Source organism: Aliterella atlantica CENA595, from assembly GCF_000952155.1.
Classification (GTDB): domain Bacteria; phylum Cyanobacteriota; class Cyanobacteriia; order Cyanobacteriales; family Chroococcidiopsidaceae; genus Aliterella; species Aliterella atlantica.
In genome coordinates, this window is record NZ_JYON01000030.1 from 18,861 (window position 1) to 43,189 (window position 24,329).

Below are 24,329 nucleotides of genomic sequence, written 5' to 3' on the forward strand. Positions count from 1 at the left end.
GGGTTTAGTTGTTTAGTTAGTAGTTGCAGTTATGGGTAATCAGTGCCGTTTTTGTCGTAGTTCCTTAGAGCATACTTTTGTCGATTTGGGAGTTTCTCCGATCGCCAATGACTATATCAGTAAGGAGACTTTAAATCAGGTTGAAAGGTTTTATCCTCTGCATACTTATGTTTGTCAGCAGTGTTTGTTGGTGCAGATAGAGGATTTTGAATCTCCCGAACATATTTTCGGCGATGGAGATTATGCTTATTTTTCTTCTTTCTCCGATAGTTGGCTCAGACACGCTCAGGCTTATACTGACTTGATGGTGCAAAGGTTTGGCTTTGACGCTAGTAGTCAGGTAGTGGAACTTGCTAGTAATGATGGTTATTTGCTGCAATATTTTCACCAGAAGGGAATTCCAGTTTTGGGTGTGGAACCTGCGGCTAATACGGCAAAAGTTGCCCAAGAGAAAGGAATTCCTTGTGTAGTTAAGTTTTTTGGCGTGCAGACTGCGCGAGAATTGGTGGCTGATGGCAAGCAAGCCGATTTGTTGCTGGGTAATAATGTATTAGCTCACGTTCCCGATTTAAATGATTTTGTGGCAGGGATGAAAATTGTTTTAAAGCCAAAAGGCGTTATTACGATGGAATTTCCCCATTTATATCAATTAATCGGGCAAAATCAGTTCGATACTATTTATCACGAGCATTATTCTTATTACTCGCTGCTCACAGTGATGCAGGTGTTTGCGGCGCATGGGTTGGTGGTATTTGATGTGGAAGAATTGCCCACCCATGGCGGCTCTTTGCGGATTTATGTCAAGCATGAAGATAATGGCGACTTAGCGATAAGCGATCGCTTGGGTAAGCTAAAAGATAAGGAAATTCAAGCAGGGCTAGATAAGTTAGAAACTTACTTGAGTTTTAGCGAGAAGGTACAACAGGTGAAGCGCAAGTTACTGAAGTTTTTGATCGAAGCGAAGTCACAAGGTAAAGCGATCGCAGCTTATGGCGCTCCAGCTAAGGGCAATACGCTACTTAATTACTGCGGTGTGAGGACAGATTTTATTGACTATACAGTAGATCGCAGTCCTTATAAGCAAAATTTGTTTCTACCTGGTACGCATATCCCAATTATGGCTCCAGATTATATCAAGCAAACTAAGCCAGATTATTTGCTAATTCTGCCTTGGAACTTGAAAAATGAAATTATGGAGCAGGCGGCGTTTATTCGCGAGTGGGGAGGAAAATTTGTCGTGCCAATTCCAGAGGTGCAAGTCTACACATGATTTTTAGGGAAACAAGTCTCCAGGGTGCATATATCATTGACATCGAGCAACGCCAAGATAGTCGCGGTTTTTTTGCGCGAACTTTCTGCCAAGAAGAATTTGCCGCGCATGGGTTAGAAATTACTAACGTCCAGTGTAGTATTGCTTTTAATCATAAAGCCGGAACTATCCGAGGAATGCATTATTCTGTTGCTCCAGCAACCGAGGCGAAATTAGTTCGCTGCACTCAAGGCGCTATTTATGACGTAATTGTAGATATGCGCCCTAATTCGCCAACTTATTTAGGTCATTTTGGGGTAGAACTAACTCAAGCAAATCGGCGCAGTCTCTACGTACCGGAAATGTTCGCTCACGGCTATCAAACTTTAGGCGCTGACACAGAAGTTGTGTATCAAATGAATAAGTTATATACGCCTGGGTACGAGCGAGGATTGCGCTATGACGATCCGCTTTTAGGGATTGAGTGGCATTTGCCAGTAAGTGAAATTTCTCGTAAAGACTTAGAGTGGACTTATTTGGAGTCAATGCTTGTCGGTGCGTAATTAGTAGTTGCGATCGTTTTTGACACTATGAGCTTATAACTTGCAAACACATAATTTGATAAGTTATAAGCTGTTATTAGTATAAAATATTGCGTAATTGGCTATTTATTTTACGTAGCTATATCTAAGTTATCTGTATAAATAATCAAGTTGAGTGTAATTATTCCCTGCTCCAAGGCAGCAAATAAAATCGGTATTCGCTTTAAATAACTTGCCAACCAACGATCGCTATCTAATTTGTCTGGAACGATTGGTGCGACGCTGGGGTGGCAAAATAGCAAAAATGCTAGGCTGTGTTATTTGTTTTAAGTATTAGTAAGTGATGGTGCGATCGCAAAAACTATGGTAAACCCAAACCCAAATATACAACAGGAGGTGATTGGCTTGATACCTGCCGGAGGACAAGCTATGCGTCTTTCTCCTTTGGCTGGTAGCAAAGAGTTATTTCCTGTAGGTTTTCAAACTGTATCTGATGGTAGCTTGCGCCCGAAAGTAGTTTCTCACTACTTGCTAGAAAAAATGCGCCTAGCAGGAATTCGCCGCGCTTATTTTGTGTTGCGCTCTGGTAAATGGGATATTCCTAACTATTGGGAAGATGGCACGCTTGTAGATATAAACTTGGGTTATGCGATCGTGCGTCTGCCTTACGGCGTTCCTTATACTTTGGATGCTGCTTATTCATTTGTGCAAAATGCAGTAGTTGCACTAGGGTTTCCCGATATTTTGTTTGAACCTGATGATGTCTACAGGCGTTTGCTGGCGCATTTAAGCGATAGCGCTGCTGATGTAGTGCTGGGAGTTGTGAGAGTCGAACAACCCGACAAAAGCGGGATGGTTGATATTGATGAAACTGGTTGCGTGCGTTTGATTGTCGAAAAACCTCAGCAAAGCGATCTTGCTTATGGCTGGTTTACAGCCGTATGGATACCAAGTTTTACTGAATTTATGCATCAGTATTTAATGGCTCTAGAACTACCTAGCCAAGAAATTTTGCTAGCTGATATTATGCAAGCAGCGATCGCTAGTGGCTTGCGAATAGAAGTTGAAATCTTTGATAATGGTAGTTTTCTAGATATCGGTACTCCTGAAGGTTTAGTGCAAGCGCTGCGCCAATCAGGAGATCGATTAGGATAATATGCGAATGCAGTCCGTATCAATAATTTGCAAGTGCTAAAATTACCAACGTCAATAGTATGAAAACCAACAGCTTATCTATTTCTAGTAACAATGCACTCGGCAAACAAATGTATCAATTGATATCTCAGTTGTATCCCATTTGCCGCAGTATTACTGGTAATGGATTTAGAGAAACGTTGCGGATTTTGCAAAATTATATTCCCTTAGAAATTCGTGAAGTACCTACAGGAACAGAGGTATATGATTGGACTGTACCGCAGGAATGGAATATCAATGATGCCTACATCAAGAACAGTCAAGGCGAAAAAATTATAGATTTTCAAGCTTGTAATCTGCACGTTGTCAATTACAGCGTACCCGTACACCAAAAGATCGGTTTAGACGAGCTAAAAAAACATTTATTTTCCCTTCCCGATTATCCTGACTGGGTTCCATATCGGACTTCGTATTATAAAGAAAGTTGGGGGTTTTGCCTTACTCACAAGCAATATTTAGCCCTGCAAGATGAGGAGTATGAAGTATATATTGACTCCTCTTTAAAACCTGGAAGTCTAACTTATGGCGAGTATTTTATTCCTGGAGAAACTAGCCAAGAAGTATTAATTTCTTGTCATAGCTGTCATCCTTCTTTATGCAATGATAATCTTTCGGGCATATCAGTGGCGGTATTTTTAGCGCAACAGTTAAGTCAACTTTCTTTGCGCTATTCTTACCGATTTTTATTTATTCCTGGAACAATTGGCTCGATTACTTGGCTGCATGAAAATGAGCAGCGAGTCAGTAATATTAAGCATGGATTAGTATTAACTTGTGTTGGCGATGCAGGTAAATTTACTTACAAAAAAAGCCGCAGAGGTAATGCAGATATTGACAAAATAGTAGAGTACGTGCTAGAAGAATCGGGCAAAGATTACGAGATTATCGATTTCTTCCCTTATGGCTACGATGAGCGGCAATATTGTTCGCCAGGGTTTAACTTAGCCGTAGGTTGCTTTATGCGATCGCCGCATGGTAGTTTCCCCGAATATCATACCTCAGCAGACAATTTAGACTTTGTTCGACCCCAATACTTAGAAGATTCTTACCAGCAATGTTTGACAGCTTTGCAAATTTTAGAACGCGATCGCACTTATATAAGTCTCAATCCTAAATGCGAACCGCGTTTGGGCAAAAGAGGACTGTATAGAGCGATCGGCGGACAGTCAGAAGAAGCATTAAATGAATTAGCAATACTATGGGTGCTAAATCTAGCAGATGGCGAACATACGCTGTTAGATATGGCAAAAAGATCGAAAATGGCTTTTGATGCTATTTATAAAGCTGCTCAGGCTTTGCTAGCAACTGATTTACTCAAGGAATTATAAGTAGTTTGAAGTTAAAGATATGCAAAAAGGCTAAATGTACTACTTATGACAACTTTGACTAATAAGACGGCAATTGTTACAGGCGCAAGCAGCGGAATTGGTAGAGCGATCGCGCTAAATTTAGCTCAAGAAGGCGCAGTTTTGTGTCTGGTAGGGCGAAATTTGGCAGCTTTAGAAGATACGCGGGCGATCGCATCGCAAAGCGCTCCTCAAGTGACTACTTATGCAGCCGATCTTAGCAACGATAACGACCTGCGGCAGTTAACAGAGTACGTGCAAGCATTGGGACAAGTGGACGTGCTAGTACACAGCGCGGGTGTGTTTAAGATGGGAAAATTGGCAGATAGCGCGATCGCCGATTTTGATTTGCAATATCAAATCAATGTCCGCGCTCCTTATTTGTTAACTCAAGCTTTGCTACCAATGCTGTTGGCAAGTCACGGTCAAATTGTCTTTATCAATTCTAGTGCTGGCTTAAATGCCAAAGCAAATGTCGGACAATATGCGGCTAGTAAATTTGCCCTTAAAGCGATCGCCGATAGCTTGCGTGAAGAAGTCAATGCTGCTGGAGTACGTGTTTTGAGTGTATTTCCCGGACGAACGGCAAGTCCCATGCAAGCAGCTATTTATCAAATGGAGGGGAAAACCTACCATCCCGATGTTTTACTGCAACCGGAAGATGTCGCCCGAACAGTCGTTACAGCACTGAGCTTGCCACCTACAGCTGAAGTTACCGATATTAACATCAGACCCAGTAAAAAAACTTAATAAAAATGTTAAAGTTTAAGCACCTCTCAGTGCGACCTCGAAGTTATCAGTTGTCAGCGATTCAATTTATCTATGCATAGAGAACAACCAGCACATATCGCCTGCGCGGGACTAGGATGGTTTCCCAAAACACCAGGAGGACTAGATCGCTATGTTTACGAACTGACATATCATCTAGCAACAGCAGGCGATCGCGTCGATCTATATGCTTTAGGGTTGCCAGATGCGGCTAATTTTCCAGCGCGGTTGATTAATTTAGCGGATGAAGATAACTCCTTATGGCAAAGGTTGCAACAGACGCGGCGCAATTTTTTGAGCGGGGAAAAGCCAGATGCGATTAACTTGCATTTTGCTTTGTATAGCTTGCCTATACTGAATAAATTACCCAAAAAAGTACCAGTGACCTTTACTTTTCACGGTCCTTGGGCATTGGAAAGTAAGGCAGAAGGAGCAAATCAGGTAGCAGTATTTCTGAAAAAGTGGTTGGTAGAAAAGCAAGTCTACCGCAGGAGCGATCGCTTTATCGTCTTAAGTAAAGCTTTTGGCGAGATTTTGCACCAAGAGTATCAAGTCCCAGAAGCGAAAATTCATATCATCCCTGGGGGAGTCGATTTGACGCGGTTTCAGAGCAATTTATCGCGCACCGCAGCCCGCACGCAACTCGGCTGGGGAGAAGATCGCTTGATATTGTTTACGCCCCGTCGTTTGGTAAATCGCATGGGGTTAGATAAATTATTAATCGCTTTATCGACAATTAAAGCTAAAGTGCCGCAAGTATGGCTAGCGATCGCAGGTAAAGGACCATTGCAAGCTACTTTATCGCAGCAAGCTGAAGAATTGGGACTAGCAGATAATGTCAAACTTTTGGGCTTTTTGCCGGACGAGCAGTTACCTTTAGCATATCAAGCTGCAGATTTGACAGTGATGCCCAGCCAGTCATTAGAAGGATTTGGATTGACATTATTAGAGTCATTGGCATCGGGAACGCCAGTAATGTGTACGCCGATTGGCGGGATGCCAGAAGTTATTGCCCCATTTTCCCCAGATTTAGTTACAGATTCGGGAGAAGTAGAAGCGATCGCCGAGCGATTGGCAGCTATTTTAACCGGACAAATAGCATTGCCATCTAGAGAAGCTTGCCGTCAGTATGCTGCCGCTAACTTTGACTGGCACAAAATCGCCCAGCAAGTGCGTCAAGTTTTACTAGCGTAACTTACAGATAAAGCTCGCCTTTCTTTTAACTAGCAAACAGTTCAATAGGAGTAACCGCTATGCCAGCACTAACAGTAATTATTTTGACTTTAAACGAAGAAGAATTTATTGAGCGCTGCGTTAGTAGCGTCCGTTGGGCTGATGAAGTTTTAGTCGTTGATTCTAATAGTACCGATAAAACCAGAGAAATCGCCGCAGCGCTAGGTGCTAGAGTGTACGAGCAAAAATGGCTCGGCTGGTCGGGACAGCGCAATAAAGGAGTAGAAATTGCTAAAAATGATTGGGTCATGTTCCTAGAGTGCGACGAAATTGTTACTCCAGAATTAGCGCAGTCAATTCAAGATGTCATGAGCCGTCCTATGGATGAGCGCGATGGCTACTGCTTAGATCGGCGCGGCGACTTTTACGGGCTACTGCTGCCAAATATGTCAAGACCGAGTAAAAGAAAAAGTTTTGTACGCTTATTCAATAGGCAATGCAGCGCCTATGACATGAGCATGAAAGTGCATGAGGAAGTAATTTTTCCTGGCAAAAGTATTCCATTAGAAGGCGTATTGCTGCACTGGCGAGGTTACGTGATGGACGAATACATTACCGTGTTTAACCGTTATGCAACAGTAGAAGCAGAGATGCTGCAAGAAAATGGCGTGCGCTCTAGTGCCTTAAAAATCTTTCTCCGACCGATTTTGAGGTTTTTGTGGTGTTACATCGCTATGGGCGGGGCGCGGCTAGGAACGCGGGGACTGATTCATGCCATGTTGCAAGCTACAAGTGAATTTATCCGCTATACCAAGCTGTGGGAAATGCAGAAAGCCGGACGCACCCTGCACCCACCAACAAATATTTACCAATACACTCCTGGAGAATTTTTGCACAAGTCAGTTAAGGGGGAAGAAGTCCAAGTGAAAGGGTAAGGATAAACATTTACTTCACTACTTAGTATCAATTTATATAGATACAAATAAATGAGTTTAACAAGTTCTTCAGTTAGTACCAAGCCAAGCACCCCAGCATTACTAGCTTGGATCGTCATTGTCGGATTTTCCCTATTTACTGCCGTAGCTGTGCTAGCGGGTGCAGGCAGCATCATGCGCCTACTTTTTCCTTTATTATCTTTGGCTGTAGGCTTATTTTTATACGGGCGCTATCCCATAATTTACGTTGGGTTTACCTGGTGGTTGTGGTTTATTACGCCTTGGTTGCGCCGAATTATTGATTATCGTAGCGGTTGGGACGGTAACGGAATAATTTTAGTTGCGCCATTTTTGGTTACGTTAATTACTTTTATTACCTTTGTGCAATACTTACCTCGGTCTTACAAGATGGGAGGTTTGCCGATTGTTTTGGCAATTATAGGCGTAATTTACGGATTTTTTATTGGAGCTATCAAAAACCCGCTTACAGTTTCTTTAAGAGCGCTTTTGGATTGGTTAACGCCGATTCTTTTGGCTTTTCACTTATTTGTTAATTGGCGAAATTATCCTAAATATCGAGAAAATTTGCAAAGCACTTTTACCTGGGGTTTGCTGATTACAGGTGTTTATGGAGTCATTCAGTATTTGGTAGCGCCAGAATGGGATAGGTATTGGATTATCCAGACAAAGTTATTAACTAATGGCGCACCAGAACCTTTAGGAATTCGGGTATTTAGTACGATGAATTCGCCCGGACCTTTTGCAAATGTGGTGCTAGCAGGCTTGCTAATATTGCTAACCAATGAGAGTTTTTGGCGCGTTCCGGCTATGGCTGCAGGCTATATGTCATTTTTACTATCTTTAGTACGTTCTGCTTGGGCTGGGTGGTTTTTGGGCATTATTAGCTTGTTTGCGTTTATCAAACCACGCTTGCAGATGCAGCTAGTAGTAACTATTTTGGCGATCGCACTTTGCGTACTACCATTAGCGACAATTGAGCCATTTTCCGAAATTATTAGCGCTCGCTTGGAAACATTTACGAATCTCCAGAAAGATACAAGTTATAACGAGCGATCGGAGCTTTATGAGAAAAATGTCGAGTTAGCCTTTTCTAGCGGTTTAGGTAGAGGTATCGGCAGTAAATATTATGTCAATGAAGAAGGTCTGCTGCAAGAAGTCACCCTAGACAGCGGTATTTTAGATATATTTTTCACCTTGGGCTGGTTTGGGGCAATTCCTTACATTGGCGGTATGGCGCTAGTTGTGTTTGAGCTATTTAAAAGTGATGTTGGTCGCTCTGATGCGTTTGCTAGTGCTGCGCGGGCAATTGGATTGAGTATATTAGCGCAACTACTATTTGGTAGCGTTATGCTAGCTCTTTCTGGTGTGGTATTTTGGAGCTTTTTGGGCATAGGAATGGCAGCAAACAAATATCATCAAAATGAGAAAGCATTAAAGGACGGTAGGCGCGTTTAACTTGCCCAAACCACAGCTTGTTCCCAACCTAAACCTCGGCGCACGATCGCAGGTTCGTCCCCCGTTAGGTCGATCATAGTAGAAACGCGGTTATTAGGCTGGGAGCCGTCATCGACAATTACATCTACTAATTTATCTAAGCGATCGAATAGTTCTGCACTAGATATATTTGTTTGCGCTGGCGCAACGATTTCATCTGGTTCTGTAGGCGTAAGGTGCGCGGATGTAGAAATAATCGGATTATCTAAAGCCTTGAGCAAAGCCAAACTTGTTGTATGCTTGGGAACTCTAATCCCAGTTGTTTTACGTTTGGGGTTTTGCACCAACCTTGGGACTAATTTGGTAGCTGGCAGCAAAAACGTGTAAGGTCCTGGAATTAAGTGCTTCATCATCCGATAAGCAGTATCGCTAACTATGGCATAAGTCGCTACTTGAGACAGAGAAGGACACAAAAAAGTCAGCGGTTTGTCGTTAGATAATTGCTTAATCCGGCGAACTCTTTCTACCGCAGATTTATTATTAAGGTCGCAACCGATCGCATACACTGTATCGCTAGGATAGAGCATAACCGCGCCTGCCCTAAGTTGAGCTACAACTTGTTCGACAATGCGAGTTTGCGGATTATCAGGATGAATACTGTAAATTGTCGCCATGTTGTTTTCGATCCCCCTGGAGTCCCCCTTAACCTCGTTATGACCAAATTAGCTTATTTAGAGTGTCCTACTGGCATTGCTGGTGATATGTGTTTGGGTGCGATTGTTGACTTGGGTGTTCCTGTAAATTACTTAACCGAGCAACTCAATAAGCTAGGTATTGCTTCAGAGTACCAGTTACGGGCTGAGTCAGTCCATCGCGGCGGGCAAAGAGCAACTAAAGTTCACGTAGATTTAAGTAATAAACACGACCATAGTTCCCACCATCACGGACGGCATTTACCAGAAATCGCTCAGTTAATTGCCAAGGCAGAATTACCTGCAAGAGCAGAGGCTTGGAGTTTAGCTATTTTCCAACGCTTGGCAGTTGCCGAAGGGGCGGTACATGGAGTTGCACCAGAGAAAGTTCATTTTCATGAAGTAGGGGCGGTAGACGCGATTGTAGATATTGTTGGTACTTGTCTGGGGCTAGATTGGTTGGGGATCGAGCAACTTTACTGTTCGCCTTTACCCACCGGAGGGGGAATGGTCCGCGCTGCACACGGACAATTGCCCGTACCCGTACCTGCTGTATTGCAATTATGGTCGATGCGCGGCTGTCCTATATATAGTAACGGGATCGAACGAGAATTAGTAACGCCTACTGGGGCTGCGATCGCCACTACTTTAGCAACTGATTTTGGCGCATCTCCAGCTATGACGCTGCAAAAAGTAGGACTAGGTGCAGGTTCGATAGATTTACCTATTCCTAATATTCTCCGTTTGTGGCTGGGCGAGACAACAGCACATAGTCCCTCTACAGAGACGATCGCCGTTTTAGAAACGCAAATTGACGATCTTAGTCCCCAGGCGATCGCTTACGTGTTTGAGGCTTTATTTGCTGTGGGGGCTGTAGATGTCTTTACGCAGCCGATTGCGATGAAAAAGTCTCGCCTTGGAGTTTTACTAACAGTTATTTGTCACCTAGATAAAGTCAGTAGTTGCGAAGCTGTTATCTTTGGGGAAACTACGACTTTAGGCATTCGGCGCACGAGCCAACAACGGACAATTTTAGAGCGAGAAATCCAAACAGTCGAGACAGAATATGGCGCAGTGCGCGTTAAAGTCGCTTGGATGGCAAAAGATGGCACAAAAGCGATCGCCAACGTCCAACCAGAGTATGAGGATTGCGTACAATTAGCCAAAAACCATCATCTGCCTTGGAGAGAAATGCATCGCCTGGCAATGCAAAGCTGGTACAACAAAAAAGAGTAAAGGATAAGGGCAAGATGGTATATTACTCTATCCTTTGCCCTTTAACCTCTACCCTAATAGTTTTGCAGGTGCAACGCGCTAATCTATAGCATCTTTGGCAGCATCACCTGTTCTGTCCAAAAAGCTTTTACCTGCTGACTTAGTGTTGTCGATCGCTTGTTTGGCATCTCTTTTTAACTCTTTAGCATCGGGAGTATTTTCCCTAATAGCTTGCTTGGCATTTACTGCAGTACGTTCGGCAGCGCGATTGACACCTTTAGTTGCATCGGCAGTGTTATCTTTGATGTTTTCAGTGCCTTTCTGCGTACCTCGTTTGAGGTCTTCTACTGTTCCCTGAAGTTTACCTTTAGCATTTTCAGTGTTGCGCTGGACGTTCTTGCCAAAATCTTCAGCATTTTCACCTTTTTTGTCGAGAATACGCTTAGTATTTTCGCCTACGTCACCTGTTTGATCGATAACGTTGCGTTCGGCGTTTTGCTTGAGCGCTTCAGCTTTTCTCGATACTTCGTCTACGTTTTTTGCTCTGGGATCTAAGTCGCTAAACTCGTTCATCGTTCCTTTTTCAAAACGATTGGTTGTAGCTTCTTCAGGTACTTCTGGACGAGGATTATTGTCAGCCTTGACTTTTGCTGTGGTTTGGGTTCCCGCAGGTACGTCTTGTCTGGAAGCTCCGCCTGGTGTATTTGCTTGAACGCTACCATTGCAAGCAGTGCTAACCATTAACAAAACTCCAAATAGAAAAGTCATGACTATTTGACTTAACTTAATTTTTTTTACCCAAGCAATGATTTTGCTCATATCCATAACTCCATGTATTTTTGGTTTAGATTAAACTTATGGTGCGATCGCCCCAATTTAGTTGGGGCAATTATTGTCCATTATTTGTGTAAAGCCGGATTGCTTTGAAACTCTGGTCTTCTGCCGGCTTCATCTGACTTGTCTTTGACAAAACTTGCAGCTTCTTTAAAAGCATCTTTTGCTGCTTCGACGCGGTTTTCTACCCGTTCGCCTAACTCAGGATTGCGCTGATTCAATCCACCTGCTCTAGGTGTGGCAAAATCTTCACTGGTTTTGATTGGCAGTTCTGTTTCTTTTTCTGCTCTACCTGCTGGCGTTTCTGCACCAGGATAAAGTATTTCGTTTTCTGTAGCAGCAATTAATTTTAGGTTGCTCAAGTTCGTACTAGCGCGATCGCCTTTAGCTTTATTCAAGTCTGTGTAAGCATCCCCACCACTCTTATAAGGATTATTCATCCCACCTGCTTGCACTGGTGGATTATTGGGGTTGGAGATTGGTGGGTTGATAGGGTTCGCTGATTGATTAGTTCCTGGATTACAAGCAGTGCTAATGACTAACAATGCACCTGCTAAAAATACTGTAAGAATTTGGCGCAGTCGTAGTTTTTTAAACAAAGCAATTAACCTATTCACAAAGTCCTCCTGATTATCTCAAGTAAGCCAGAGTTGCTGGATAATCTCGCTTCTGTTGCTATTGACTGCAAATTATTTATATTTTCCAGACGTGCGATACCCTAGAGTTAGGTCGCGCTAGCAGCAAGCGAGTGGTTTACAGTCTCGATCGACCATAATTGACCAACAATGGCTAAGATTAGCAAGGATTTTGCTCTCTCTTCCTCTAGCAAAGGTCTTATTCACAATCGCTTTATCAACCTCTGGTTCTCTAACTGTGGAGAGATTTACATTGCTCTCAATCAATAGGTTTATTTTCTTTGTAGATACAATCTCAGTAAATAAGTTTAGTTACTAAGAAAGCTTTATTTCTACTATGGCTGTTACAGAGTAAATATTGTTTTTTACCTAGGCTATTTTGAGTTAACAAAAATTTAGATAAAAAGTAATATTACTAAATAAATCGTTGGGCAATGTTTGGCACGATGAAGACAAATTCAATTGGTTAATTACCTTTTACGAATGTCTAGTCTTAACCAACTTGACGTTGTTGCCCAATGCTGCCAACAAAGCGAAGTTGGCAAACTACTACCAACTGCTCTTTACGTACATATTTCGGCTTTATCAAGCCTGTGTACGACGTTGCAAAGCTACGAACGCCGCGCTAGAAGTGCGATCTCTACAGTAGTCTCTGCCAATATAGTTAAATTCAGTACGGATAAACCCAAAATCTCTTATTTGTTTTATCCTGACTTTGAGCGCGATCCTCATCCAGCTTTGCACTCTAGTATTGTCGTCGATGTAGAAACTTTAACAGTTAGCGATCGCAATTACCAAACTTCAGACAATCCGCCGATATTACACCGCAAAGAAACGTTTGTCACGCCAGATTATCCACTCTACGCGCAATTTGCCCGTTTAACTCGCCAAGAAGAAGCTTTAGGGCTGTTAGATAAGTCTACAGCAATTGGCACGCAAGTATTGTGGCAGCAACGTTTAGAGGCGCAGGGGGTAGAAATCCAAGGACACGAATTGATCGTGCATCCAGAGCGAAAAAAGCCCATTATTTGCATCTCGCCACGCATCGAAAGACATAAAGCTGCGATCGCACGTAACGAATTATCCCGCCCAGTAAGATTAGCTCAAGAAGCTAATTTATTTCAAGCTGAGACAACATTTTTTGATTATGGCTGCGGCTATGGTGGCGATATTAGCAGGATTGCTCAACAAGGTTATGTAAGTGCGGGATGGGACCCTTATTACTCGCCAGAGGCGACGCGATCGCCTGCAGATATAGTTAACCTCGGCTACGTAATTAACGTCATAGAAGACACTGCAGAACGTCGAGAAGCCTTAATTGCAGCGTGGGAACTAACGCGCCAAATATTAATAGTTTCTGCTCAAGTATTAATTAGCGATCGCACTAGAGGACAAGTAGCTTATGGTGATGGCATAGTTACAAGACGCAATACTTTTCAAAAATACTACGAGCAAGAGGAACTCAAAATATATATCGAACAGGTACTTGGGGTAGAAGCAATTCCCGCAGCTTTGGGGATATATTTCGTCTTTCGGGAAGAAAGCCAAGCGCAAAGTTTTCGCGCCTCGCGTTTTCGTTCTCGCGCCACTACACCGAGAATTCGCATTCCCAGTCAGAAATTTGCGGATTATCAAGAAATGCTAGCGCCTTTGATGGCTTTTGTCAGCGATCGCGGCAGATTGCCAGTTGCAGGCGAAATTAGCCAAGAATCAGAAATATTAGCGCAATTTGGCAGTTTTAAACGAGCTTTTCAAGTTGTGTTGCAAGCGACCGACGAGCGAGAATGGAATGCGATCGCCCAAAAACGCCGTCAAGACTTAGTAGTTTATCTAGCTTTGAGTAAATTTAGCCGCCGCCCGAAGTTAGGAGACTTTTTACCCCAAGTTCAAGAAGATATCAAAGCTTTGTGTGGTAGTTACAGGCAAGCTTGTCTCGGCGCAGATGAAATGTTGTATAGTATCGGCAATCTGAGTGCGATCGCTCAATGCTGCCAAAATAGTCCTGTAGGTAAAAAATTACCCAATGCTTTATTAGTACACGTTTCTAGTTTAGAAGCGCTCCACCCTTTGTTGCGCTTGTATGAGGGCTGTGCTAGCCGTACTGTTGGCAGGTTAGACGGTGCTAATGCGATTAAATTTCACACCAATACCCCAAAAATTTCTTATTTCTGCTACCCAGATTTTGACAGCGAACCGCATCCAAGTTTGCAAGCTAGTATGCAAATAGATTTACAAGACTTGCACGTAGTTTACGGCGATTATGAAGGCGATCGCAATCCGCCAGTGCTGCACCAGAAAGACACTTTAATTACTCCCGATTATCCGTTGTATGACAAATTTGCTCGTTTGAGCCGTCAAGAACAAGATTGGGGGTTATTAGACGATGGCAAAGCGATCGCCCGTCTCCAAGGCTGGCTAAAATGCTTAGAAGATCGTTGTGTCACAATTACTAACTATCAGCTTAGGTGGCGCAAAGATGCAGATCCATACAAGCTAAAAATTTTACGCTCCCAGGTGCAGAGAAGAAAGGACAAGGGGGACAAGGGAGACAAGGGGGAGAAGATTTGTTAAATCTCTCTAGTTTGCGGTGAATATCTTTTGACAAGTTCCAGCCAATTTTCTAGACCTTTTTTGGTTGGTTGTCCTTTTTCGCCAAAAGTCCAAATATCTCGCTTATGCTGGGGACCGTAGCTAATGTGGATTGGGCGATCTTCTCCGTAATAATACATAGAATCGAAAGGTAATTGCGATCGCAAGATCCATTCGACAACGCGATCGCTATTTGTATCTACAATCTGAAAATCGCAAGCTGCTCCTAATCTGTCGCAGTAGTAGCGTCCATTAATTTTAACTTCACCAGCCATGTGCTGATCTCTCTGGGGATCGATGCGACCATTTTTTACACCTGTATTTATATCTTTTTTATCTAAATACTTACGTAAGCTAGGCGAACAAAATCCATAGGTTAGTTTAAACTTTTCATGGCTAAACCGCTCTATTATAGGATCTAAAATAAATCTAGCTAGTGCTTCTAAAGCTGGAATAGTTACCTCTAAGTTTTTAGGATAACTCTCAATTTGCTGAGAGTATTTTTTATAAGTATTTGTGCAATTACAAAAGTCTTCAAGTGTAAGATAATTACCAATTTTTACTTCTGCCATAAGCCATTTCAGCAAATTACTACTTATAGTGCTAGTGCAGTGTTATCTCCATAAATGGCAAATATAATATTATACATTTCTAAGAAGTTGATCATAGCATCGCATTCTTCTTCTTTAAAATCTTCGTAATAACGAATCAATTCAGCAATACACGTCTCTAAATGAGCGCGAACGCTTCTACAAACAAGCACTATTTTTAGTAATACAGTGACTAAAATCAAAGTATTACCTTGAGAATTGAGTAACAAAAACAGCGGCGATGGTTGACGATGGTTTTCTGTTGTTAGAGATTCAATCAACCTACTACAAGTCATAATCTGCATCGACTCAGTTAATAATTCTTCGTTATGTCTTTCATATAAAGACAATATTTTCAAATTTAAAGTATCTAGCAATTCCTCATGTTCGATAAAGATACTAAGATAGTTGTGCAAACTATGCTTATATTGTTTGTATTTTTGACCTTTTGTTTGTTCTATAAAAATTTTGGCAAATTTTCCATAAGTAGCTGGTTCTCGTTTAGCGATAATAGTTTTAATCAAGCGCAGCACATCATCGCCAATTGCAGTAGGATTTTGCACTGATTTGTTAGGCAAGTCAGTATCCGAACGCGCCAGATACATTGCTAAGTCAAACTTGAAACGATATTTTAAATGTTTCGCCCTTTCTTTCGCCGCTTCTCGCTGTTCAAAAGAGTTTTTAGGGTTAGCCGCTTGAGCGGCAAATTTATGCGAACTATAGCGATCGCTCCAATGTTTAGGTTGTTGAGTTTGAATGGTAGCAAACTTATTTGCAAATAGTTGTAATTCTTGGTAATCTTGACCGCTAATAAATGTTTTTAACCATACTCTCAACTGATTGCTAATTGGTGAAAGCGACTTTCTATTCAAGCTGGGGTTATTGAATAATTCAACTAAACTGAATATATATTTATGTTGTTTTGTTGTCTTCCAGTTATTAACTAAAATGTAGCAGCAGCGCTTGAGAGTCCCATAAAATACTTCCTCTTCATCGGCGACAACAATTTCATACAAACCTTCTACAGCTTCCAAACTAATCGAACCTAGATGCTGAATAAATAAACTATTAAATTCTTGCAAAACTGCATCAGGCGACCATTGTTTGACAATGCCCATTAAAAACGAGTAAATTTTCTCTTGTGCCTGCTCGATACTTTCGACGCGTTGATATGGTTGAACCTCTAATTCAGCCTGACTATCGTTAGTTAAATTATTATTTGTCATCACAGCACTGATAAAATGTAAGTTAGTGCAAGCATTGGTAAGAGTGCGGTCTTAATATTTCTTAAAATAGATAAATTTGTTTTTGTTACAAGTTTTACTGTTTAGCTGTAACTTACTCGCAAATATATTTTTATTCAGGCTAACGCCCTCTATATCGTAAGTACCAGCGCAATATTACGGAATCCTTTACCAGTCATTATACTTGCACAACTCAACTCAGGTAAATATACGGTAACTAATAATTTATTAATGCCCTGCACACAACCTAGCGATCGCTATATATTTTTCGCCAGCAATCTGAGTTACTTTTTGTACCAACTAAATATTTAATCATCAAGCAAAGAGGGTGATAGTCGCTTTCAAATTAAAGTATTGCTGCAAACCTATGATATCAGGGCTTTGATTAGATTAGTATTAGGTACAAGCTCCCAAATAAATTTGAGGAAAATCAAGAAATTGATTATTTAAACCCCCGCTGTTTCAAATTATGGGGATTAACTGGTCACTGGTCACTGTTAAAATGGGGGCGGAGGGACTTGAACCCTCACGACCGTTTAAGGTCAACGGATTTTCATTCTCTTATAGCTTTCGCTACTGCCTTACCGATTGAGGTATGAGGCTTTGAGAATTGGACTCTCCCTTTACCCTCGCCTGAATGCGTTAGGGTAGCTCCCGTCGAGTCTCTGCACCTTCCGAAGTTCGGCTTGGCTCAGGATTGCCATAGCAACGATAGTGCTTTAGGTTTCCCTGAATTTGAGAGCAGTCACTTGACAAATTTCTCTGTCAAGGCTCAGTTTTCTAAGTCCGTAGCGTCTGCCATTCCGCCACGCCCCCTTATATTTTGAGCGCAGTTTTTTATTATATACACAACTACTCAATTTGTATATAAGAAAAAAATATTGCTCCAAGAATGACTCAACAAGCGGTAGAATAACCAGTAACAGCAGAGCGTTTAGCGGTTTTCCTCAACTAACGTTCTACAGTAAGTAAAATTGTCCTTTGTAGTTTGATAAAAAATTATGACAATAGCTTTACTTTATCTAGCTTTAGCAGGGGCTTATTTACTGGTAATGCCTTTGGTGACATTATTTTACTTAAAGCTGCGCTGGTATTCAGCAACCTCCTTCGAGCGCGGTTTTATGTACTTTTTGGTATTTTTCTTTTTTCCTGGACTGATTGTACTTGGTCCATTCGTAAATTTTCGCCCTCGCAAGCGGCAAATTGAAGGCTAAAAATGCGGAAAATTGATGTCTTAGGGATAGGACTAGGCGTTTTCGTTGCTGGCGGACTGATTTACGTAGTTTTGCAAGTAGCTGGGTTAGATAGCCTAGAAGCAGGTATTTGGAGTCAACTACTGTTAGTAGGTGGCTTGATAGGTTGGGTTGCGACATATTTATTTAGAGCCGTCAGCCACAATATGACCTACGATCGCCAAAGACAAGAATACGAAGAAGCTTATTTCCAAAAACGGTTAGACGAACTTTCTCCCGAAGAATTAGCCAAAATCCAGGCGGAAATTGAGAAAGAAAGTAAGTAGGACGGAATGCATTCCGCCCGTACATAACCGATGCGCCCGTATATGAGATAGTTAAGGAAGAAAGTTTAGGGTTAAAGAAGTGAAATTAGTTTTCTTTAACCTTTGCTCTACTTGTAATAACTTATATCCCAAAATATTGTTGAGAAAATGACGGCAATTTCTGATTGTTTCCAGTCCTTGCGCGATCGCGGGGAATGTGCATTAATTCCATTTATTACCGCAGGCGATCCAGACTTGGAGACAACAAAAGCCGCATTGCGAGTTTTGGACAAGGCGGGTGCAGATATTATTGAGTTAGGCGTTCCTTACTCCGATCCTTTAGCAGATGGTCCGGTGATTCAAGCTGCAGCTACTCGCGCGTTGCAAAGAGGAACAAAGTTAGAGCAAGTATTAGATATTGTCCGCAGCCTCAAGAGCGAAATAAAAGCGCCAATTGTCTTATTTATTTACTACAACCCCATTTTGAATCGGGGAATAGAAACATTTATTCAGCAACTAGCTAACGCCGGAGTAGCAGGGTTAGTAGTGCCAGATCTGCCGCTAGAAGAAGCAGAAAGCCTGCTCAAGCCCTGCGCTGAGTATGGAATCGACTTAGTATTATTAGTAGCGCCTACAAGCTCCCAAGAACGTTTAAAAGCGATCGCTAGTTCTTCCCAAGGCTTTATATACTTAGTTAGCGTCACAGGCGTAACAGGAATGCGTTCGGGACTAGAAGCGCGAGTAGAAGACTTATTACAACAACTGCGTCAAGTCACAGACAAACCCATCGGAGTCGGTTTTGGCATATCCGAAGCTCAACACGCCGCCCAGGTGAGAAAATGGGGAGCAGATGCCGTAATTGTGGGTAGTGCAGTTGTAAAACGTTTAGCAGATAAAGCACCAGAAGCAGGCATAAAAGAAGTAGCTGAATTTTGTCAGAGCTTAAAATCGGCAATAAAATGAGGCAGTGTATAGATTATCTCACACAGAGTAGAGACGATTGGTTAATAGGATGCGATCGCCAGCAACTAATCGAACTAACACAGCAACTATATTTAGAAATAGCTCAAAAACAAACACCAGCAAAAATTCTCCTACTTGAAAGCGAACCAGTAAAATTTTTAGCAGGATTTATAGCAGCTTGCGCCGCTGAATGTCTGGTATTTTTAGGAAATCCTCACTGGGTAGAACAAGAAAAGCAGCAAGTTTTTGAGCTAGTACAGCCAGACATAGTATTAGGAGATAGAGATGGGGAAATCAGCAGGAATTATGCTGCCAACTCCCCTGCTACACCTAACTCAAACTGGATAATGATTCCAACAGGTGGAACATCTGGAAAAATCCGCTTCGCCATCCATACTTGGGAAACATTAACAGCATCAGTAACAGCCTTTAGACAATACTTCGACTTGCAGCAGATAAACTCCTTTTGTACGTTACCCTTGTATCACGTCAGCGGATTGATGCAATTTATGCGATCGTTGATTACAGGAGGGAAGCTAGCAATTTGCCAACTCAAACAAATAGAAAACCAAGAACTTAGCAAAATTGAACCAGAAGAATTTTATATATCATTAGTACCAACCCAGCTACAAAAACTCCTGCAAAATCCAACATCAACAGCATGGTTAGCGCAATTTAGGACAGTATTATTAGGAGGCGCACCAGCATGGCAAGAACTACTAGAAACAGCCAGAAAAAACAGGATTAAAATAGCAATCACCTATGGCATGACAGAAACCGCATCAGGAATAGCCATACTCAAACCGCAAGACTTCCTCAAAGGAGAGAACAACAGCGGACAACCCTTACCACATACTCAAATCACAATTTGCAGCGACACAGGCGAACAACTAGCGCCAAACCAAATAGGAAACATCACAATTACCTCTAAGTCACTAGCACTAGGGTATTATCCCGAACAATTTAAAAGCCGAGACAAATTTCAACTAGACGATATAGGCTATATCGACCAAAAAGGACACTTAAACATAGTAGGACGTAGCAGCCGCAAAATAATCACAGGAGGAGAAAACGTCTACCCAGAAGAAATAGAAACAGCAATTAGAGCAACAAACCTAGTAAAAGACATCTGCATAATAGGAGTAGAAGATAGCACTTGGGGACAAGCAGTAACAGCAGTTTACGTTAAAAGCCAGCCAAACATTACCCCAAACACCATCCAAACAGCCATCAAAGACAAACTCAGCAAATTCAAACAACCCAAACACTGGATAAGCCTAGACACCCTACCCCGCAACCCCCAAGGCAAACTAAACTACAGCTACATCACGCAAATAGCTACCAACACCATAAAAGCCACCATCTCCACAAACTAATTCTCCTCTACCCTCTTACCTTGGCGTTCTAAGCGCTTCGCTACACTATTGTGAAGGCAGTTCGTTATCCACACCCTCCCACAACCGTAACCACCCTACCAACTCATCCCCCAACACTAGCCGCTTCCTATCACCTCCAATACAAACATGGCGAGTAACAGCCTTAGCCATCAACCTTTCCCCCAGCACTTGATACTCAACCTCAAACTCACTATCACCCAACAACCGAGGCTGCAAAGAAATTTGTACCTCATCCCCACAATATAAAGGGCGCAAAAAATCTACATCTGCATGAACGATAGGAACTGCAACAGCAGCGTTGCTGAAAAAAGTTTTGAGGTTAATATTGGCAGCTAGTAAAGATGCTTCGTAGGCTTCGTGACACATTGATAGGATGTTGGTGAAGTAAACTACGCCAGCGGCATCTGTATCTTGAAAGTGGATAATGCGATTGTAGGTGAAGGGCATTTTTAACGAACCACAGAGGCGCAGAGAACGCAGAGAATAAGAGGTAAGAGAGTTGATGCTATATTTTTGAGTGCCAGTTTGGTACGGCTTTTTGTAGTTCTTGTGGGTTTAAGTGGTCTTGGGCGTATGCTTTGTGTAATAGGTTAATGGGAATGTATTGGTCGTATTTTTGGAGTTTGAGGACTTCTTTGGGATTTACTAATTGCTGTGCGGGAATTTGCTGGCTGCATAAGGTATGAATTTGCTTGAGGGTTGATGTCATTTTGTCTTTAGACATTTTTAGCAGCATGAAGTATGGACTAATGCCTGTTATACTTCTGATTTCTAATGATTCTCGACAATATAGGTTTAGTAGTCTTTCTAAGGTGCGATAGGCTACTGTTCCCACCCAAGGAAAAATACAACAGGTATTGTTTGTTAATGGCAATATGTTGTATTGGGTAAGTTTGCTACTTTTGGCTAGTTTACGAGCAGTTTCTAGTCTGGCTTTGGCTTTTGGTTGCAAGTAGCTGTAGTATTTGTCTTCGCTGAGGATTTGCCGCATTTTTTGCAAGACTTTGGTGTGGATGTTGCTGCTACCTCCTCGCCAGGCAATGTTGGCTATGCCTTCTACTGGTTTCACCCAAATGGTGCTTGCTTTGGGTTCGATGTCAAATATTTCCCAGGTTCTACCTGCTAGAGTGAATCTGTTTCCTGGTGGTGGCATGATGATACTGCCGATTTCCATTGATTCGTCTCTAACTTTGTATTCTTTGTTATCGGCGAAGACGGCGTAAAATTGAAATGAGTTAACTATTTTTTCGCCTTTGACACCGATAATTAGGTTCTCTTTTTCGGTTAGCTGGAGATGGTCGATTTCTAAGAGGTGATTGAGTAATTGCCTAAAATCTGCTTGAGAAATTGCTTTAAATGTAGGTAAATTTAAAACTTGTTTGGCTAATGCAGGTGGAGAAAGTTCGCCTGTTGCTGCTAATATGCTCATTGTCTGGTGATAGAGCAAGTTTAAAGGGTATTGAACTGGATATATTGGTTCAATCCATCTTTCTTCTAGGTATAGCTGGATAATTGCGATCGCTTGTAATAATTGCCAGGGTATTTGCTGGGGTAATGTCTCTTCCCCTGTTAGTTCTTTTTCGCTGCAGACAAATCCCATTTCTGCGGGTTCTCCGCGTCTTCCCGAACGCCCTAACCGCTGCAAAAAGCTAGATACTGCTACTGGTGCATCTAACTGGATTACTCGCTCTAATTGCCCAATATCTATGCCTAATTCTAGGGTAACAGTTGCCGCTGTCACTGCGGGAGAATTGCGATCGCGCATCGCTGCTTCTGCTGTTTGGCGCAGTTTTGTCGAGATGCTACCATGATGGACATGATATATGTCTGGTAATCCTTGTGTTGCGGCTATTTGACGTAAGTTGGAGATTACTGATTCTGTCTCGGCGCGATTGTTGGCAAAAATTAGACAATTACGTGCTTTAGTTAAATTAAAAATATATTTGTAATAAGGGTTTTCTGCTGCTTCGTCTGTTTCTTTTGGTGTATAGAAATGTTCTAATGCTAAATTTAATCTTCTCTCTCCACCTTGAATATCGGCTATTGTTACTTCTTGTTTAGTTCCTGCTTGCAACCATTTTGCGGCTGATGTATAGTCGCCTAGCGTTGCTGATAAACCAATGCGACGCGGCGAAGTTTGCATGAATTTTGATAATCTTGCTAGTTGACAAAGGATTTGGCAACCGCGTTCTGAATCCATAAATGCATGGACTTCATCTATGATAATAAAGCGTAAGTCGCCAAATAAATGATTTAAGCGATCGCTTTTGTTAATTAACAAGCTTTCTAATGACTCTGGTGTAATTTGCAGTACGCCTTTAGGATCTTTAAGTAATATTTGCTTGCGGCTTTGAGAAACATCACCATGCCAATAATGTACGGGAATATCTACTTCTTTTAATAAATCATTCAATCGGTCAAATTGATCGTTAATTAAGGCTTTAATTGGTCCAATATATAGAACTCCAATGGTATTTGCTGGATATTTTTGCAATAAAGTCAAGACTGGTAAAAATGCTGCTTCTGTTTTGCCTGAAGCTGTACCAGCAGCAAGTAGTAGATGATTATTTGTATCAAAAATTGCCTTGCAAGCTTCTATTTGTACTGGTCTTAATTCAGTCCAGCCATGAGTATAAATATATTCTTGTATAAATGGCGCAAGTCTAGAAAATGTAGAATCGCTCATAAAGTAAATTCGGCAAATTCGCTATTTTCATTTACATCTGAAGTTTTGCTTGCAGCGGTAAGAGAAAAACTAGAACCGTGTAGTAATTTAGTCAAAGTTAATTCTTGATTTTGCTGCAATATATTCAAAACGCTAATAAAGTCGCGGACTATTTCGCCTGGGGTTAATAAAGCATTTGCACCTAAGCGATTAACTACTTCTTGTAAAAATTCTTGAAAATTATCGTTCGTTAACTTCTGCTGTTCGCCGTAGTGAGTTGCATGAACATCAGCTAAACGCCTAAATAGTATCAAAATTTCTTGTTCTGTTAAAGCTTCTAACTGAAAAACTGGTCCTGATGTATCTTGAAAATCTTGAGCAAAGCGACTTTTTGCTGTGCGCCTTCTCCAAGCTAAATCGTTAAATAGTCCGCGTTTTGAGTCTTCTAAAAAGTTAGGAGTTCCACCTATGTAAATACCTAAATTTTCTGCTTTACCTTGCATGATATCGTTAAAAATTGCTAGCAGCTTGTCATAGTTATTTTGCCTAGATAAACTATGCCCTATCTTATATAAATGCACCGCCTCATCAAGTAAAATTATTAGTCCTCTGTAGCCTATATCAGCCACAAATTTAGCAAATATTTTAATATAGTCATACCAACTTTCGTCATCGATAATATCTCTGACTCCTAGAAGTGATTTCGCTTCAATCTTGTTAGCAAAATCTGCTCGTAACCACCGCAAAGCCGCATTCTTTTTACTATCATCGTCTAAACGATATCCGCGCCAATAAGTAGTAAGAACTGTAGCAAAAGCAAATCCGTGTACTAAACCTTCTGTATTCTTAATGGCTTCTAAGATTTTTGCTTCTACTTTGTCATCAAAACCATCATCGTTAGGACGCATTCCCGTGTCTTTAGCAACTTGATTTTGTATCCCATTTATCCACCCTTCTAATATTGGTGTTAATGCACTACCATCAGGACGAATTTTAGTAGATATATTTTGCATCAATTCTCGATAAGTTGCTACTCCTTGACCATTTGCACCCACCAGACGGCGTTCTGGCGATAAGTCTGCATCTGCAACTACAAAGCCTCGTTCCATTGCATGATTGCGAATTAGTTGCAGTGTAAAACTTTTTCCCGAACCATAACGTCCAACTATAAATCGAAATGCTCCTCCACCTTCAGCAATGTTATCTAAGTCTTGCAAAAGTGCGGTAAGTTCTTTTTCTCTTCCTACAGCAATGTGTTCTAAGCCTACTCTCGGTACTACTCCCGCACCTAAAGAATTAATTAATGCTGTAGATACTCTTTTAGGTATTTTAATATTAGTCATCC

Annotated in this window: 22 protein-coding genes; 14 read left to right on the forward strand and 8 right to left on the reverse strand. The window is 41.6% G+C overall.

What is annotated here, in order from left to right:
• Positions 1–31: 31 nt before the first annotated feature.
• The 8 genes from UH38_RS20755 to UH38_RS20790 all read left to right on the forward strand — a co-directional run bounded on the left by UH38_RS20755 (position 32) and on the right by UH38_RS20790 (position 8,683).
• Entirely contained in the window at positions 32–1,270 is a 1,239-nt protein-coding gene (locus tag UH38_RS20755) for a class I SAM-dependent methyltransferase (protein WP_045056606.1), read from the forward strand.
• Positions 1,267–1,812, forward strand: coding sequence for a dTDP-4-dehydrorhamnose 3,5-epimerase family protein (locus tag UH38_RS20760; RefSeq protein WP_045056607.1), 546 nt, complete (start codon positions 1,267–1,269; stop codon positions 1,810–1,812). Before UH38_RS20755 ends, UH38_RS20760 begins: the two co-directional genes overlap by 4 nt.
• Before the next feature lie 342 nt (positions 1,813–2,154).
• Positions 2,155–2,946 (forward strand): sugar phosphate nucleotidyltransferase, encoded by a 792-nt coding sequence (locus UH38_RS20765; RefSeq protein ID WP_045056608.1) that lies wholly within the window; start codon positions 2,155–2,157, stop codon positions 2,944–2,946.
• A 59-nt stretch (positions 2,947–3,005) separates the two neighbouring features.
• Positions 3,006–4,313, forward strand: coding sequence for a DUF4910 domain-containing protein (locus tag UH38_RS20770; RefSeq protein WP_045056609.1), 1,308 nt, complete (start codon positions 3,006–3,008; stop codon positions 4,311–4,313).
• 45 nt (positions 4,314–4,358) lie between these two features.
• Positions 4,359–5,081 (forward strand): SDR family oxidoreductase, encoded by a 723-nt coding sequence (locus tag UH38_RS20775; RefSeq protein ID WP_045056610.1) that lies wholly within the window; start codon positions 4,359–4,361, stop codon positions 5,079–5,081.
• 72 nt (positions 5,082–5,153) lie between these two features.
• Positions 5,154–6,293, forward strand: coding sequence for a glycosyltransferase family 4 protein (locus UH38_RS20780; RefSeq protein ID WP_045056611.1), 1,140 nt, complete (start codon positions 5,154–5,156; stop codon positions 6,291–6,293).
• Between the two features lie 59 nt (positions 6,294–6,352).
• Entirely contained in the window at positions 6,353–7,207 is an 855-nt protein-coding gene (locus UH38_RS20785) for a glycosyltransferase family 2 protein (RefSeq protein WP_045056612.1), read from the forward strand.
• A 51-nt stretch (positions 7,208–7,258) separates the two neighbouring features.
• Entirely contained in the window at positions 7,259–8,683 is a 1,425-nt protein-coding gene (locus UH38_RS20790) for an O-antigen ligase family protein (RefSeq protein ID WP_045056613.1), read from the forward strand.
• Here UH38_RS20790 and UH38_RS20795 read toward each other — a convergent pair.
• A complete protein-coding gene (locus tag UH38_RS20795) occupies positions 8,680–9,336 on the reverse strand; it encodes an L-threonylcarbamoyladenylate synthase (protein WP_045056614.1) in 657 nt (218 codons plus the stop codon). The genes UH38_RS20790 and UH38_RS20795 overlap by 4 nt on opposite strands.
• Before the next feature lie 39 nt (positions 9,337–9,375).
• On the opposite strand from UH38_RS20795, the gene larC reads away from it, so the two are divergent.
• The gene (gene larC, locus UH38_RS20800; RefSeq protein ID WP_045056615.1) at positions 9,376–10,590 is read left to right on the forward strand and encodes a nickel pincer cofactor biosynthesis protein LarC; all 1,215 of its coding nucleotides are present in this window, start codon (positions 9,376–9,378) and stop codon (positions 10,588–10,590) included.
• Between the two features lie 78 nt (positions 10,591–10,668).
• On the opposite strand, the gene UH38_RS20805 is transcribed toward larC, so the two are convergent.
• On the reverse strand, positions 10,669–11,388 hold the full coding sequence (locus UH38_RS20805) for a DUF6658 family protein (RefSeq protein WP_052672496.1): 720 nt from the start codon (positions 11,386–11,388) through the stop codon (positions 10,669–10,671).
• An 80-nt stretch (positions 11,389–11,468) separates the two neighbouring features.
• Positions 11,469–12,020 (reverse strand): DUF6658 family protein, encoded by a 552-nt coding sequence (locus UH38_RS20810; RefSeq protein WP_045056616.1) that lies wholly within the window; start codon positions 12,018–12,020, stop codon positions 11,469–11,471.
• 501 nt (positions 12,021–12,521) lie between these two features.
• Here UH38_RS20810 and UH38_RS20815 point away from each other — a divergent pair.
• Positions 12,522–14,609 (forward strand): DNA phosphorothioation-associated putative methyltransferase, encoded by a 2,088-nt coding sequence (locus UH38_RS20815; RefSeq protein ID WP_045056617.1) that lies wholly within the window; start codon positions 12,522–12,524, stop codon positions 14,607–14,609.
• Here UH38_RS20815 and UH38_RS20820 read toward each other — a convergent pair.
• Positions 14,606–15,199, reverse strand: coding sequence for a hypothetical protein (locus UH38_RS20820; RefSeq protein ID WP_045056618.1), 594 nt, complete (start codon positions 15,197–15,199; stop codon positions 14,606–14,608). The two genes, UH38_RS20815 and UH38_RS20820, sit on opposite strands and share 4 nt — an antisense overlap.
• Before the next feature lie 23 nt (positions 15,200–15,222).
• Entirely contained in the window at positions 15,223–16,443 is a 1,221-nt protein-coding gene (locus UH38_RS20825; protein ID WP_052672497.1) for a hypothetical protein, read from the reverse strand.
• 1,019 nt (positions 16,444–17,462) lie between these two features.
• Between UH38_RS20825 and ndhL the strand changes: the two genes are divergently transcribed.
• The 4 genes from ndhL (at position 17,463) to UH38_RS20845 (ending at position 20,298) form a co-directional block, all read left to right on the forward strand.
• The gene (gene ndhL, locus UH38_RS20830; RefSeq protein WP_045056619.1) at positions 17,463–17,675 is read left to right on the forward strand and encodes an NAD(P)H-quinone oxidoreductase subunit L; all 213 of its coding nucleotides are present in this window, start codon (positions 17,463–17,465) and stop codon (positions 17,673–17,675) included.
• 2 nt (positions 17,676–17,677) lie between these two features.
• Positions 17,678–17,980: a DUF3007 family protein gene (locus UH38_RS20835; protein WP_045056620.1), complete on the forward strand. Its 303-nt coding sequence runs from the start codon at positions 17,678–17,680 to the stop codon at positions 17,978–17,980.
• Positions 17,981–18,127: 147 nt separating this feature from the next.
• A complete protein-coding gene (trpA, locus tag UH38_RS20840; RefSeq protein WP_045056621.1) occupies positions 18,128–18,922 on the forward strand; it encodes a tryptophan synthase subunit alpha in 795 nt (264 codons plus the stop codon).
• Entirely contained in the window at positions 18,919–20,298 is a 1,380-nt protein-coding gene (locus UH38_RS20845; RefSeq protein WP_045056622.1) for a 2-succinylbenzoate--CoA ligase, read from the forward strand. Before trpA ends, UH38_RS20845 begins: the two co-directional genes overlap by 4 nt.
• A 45-nt stretch (positions 20,299–20,343) precedes the next feature.
• Here UH38_RS20845 and UH38_RS20850 read toward each other — a convergent pair whose 3' ends face one another.
• Genes UH38_RS20850 through UH38_RS20860 form a run of 3 tightly spaced genes read right to left on the reverse strand, consistent with a single transcriptional unit; the run spans position 20,344 to position 24,327 of the window.
• A complete protein-coding gene (locus tag UH38_RS20850) occupies positions 20,344–20,766 on the reverse strand; it encodes an acyl-CoA thioesterase (RefSeq protein WP_045056623.1) in 423 nt (140 codons plus the stop codon).
• Between the two features lie 58 nt (positions 20,767–20,824).
• Positions 20,825–23,005 carry a DEAD/DEAH box helicase gene (locus tag UH38_RS20855; RefSeq protein WP_045056624.1) on the reverse strand — a complete coding sequence of 727 codons (2,181 nt, stop codon included), beginning with the start codon at positions 23,003–23,005 and terminating at the stop codon, positions 20,825–20,827.
• Entirely contained in the window at positions 23,002–24,327 is a 1,326-nt protein-coding gene (locus UH38_RS20860; RefSeq protein ID WP_045056625.1) for an ATP-binding protein, read from the reverse strand. Before UH38_RS20860 ends, UH38_RS20855 begins: the two co-directional genes overlap by 4 nt.
• Between the last annotated feature and the right edge of the window lie 2 nt (positions 24,328–24,329).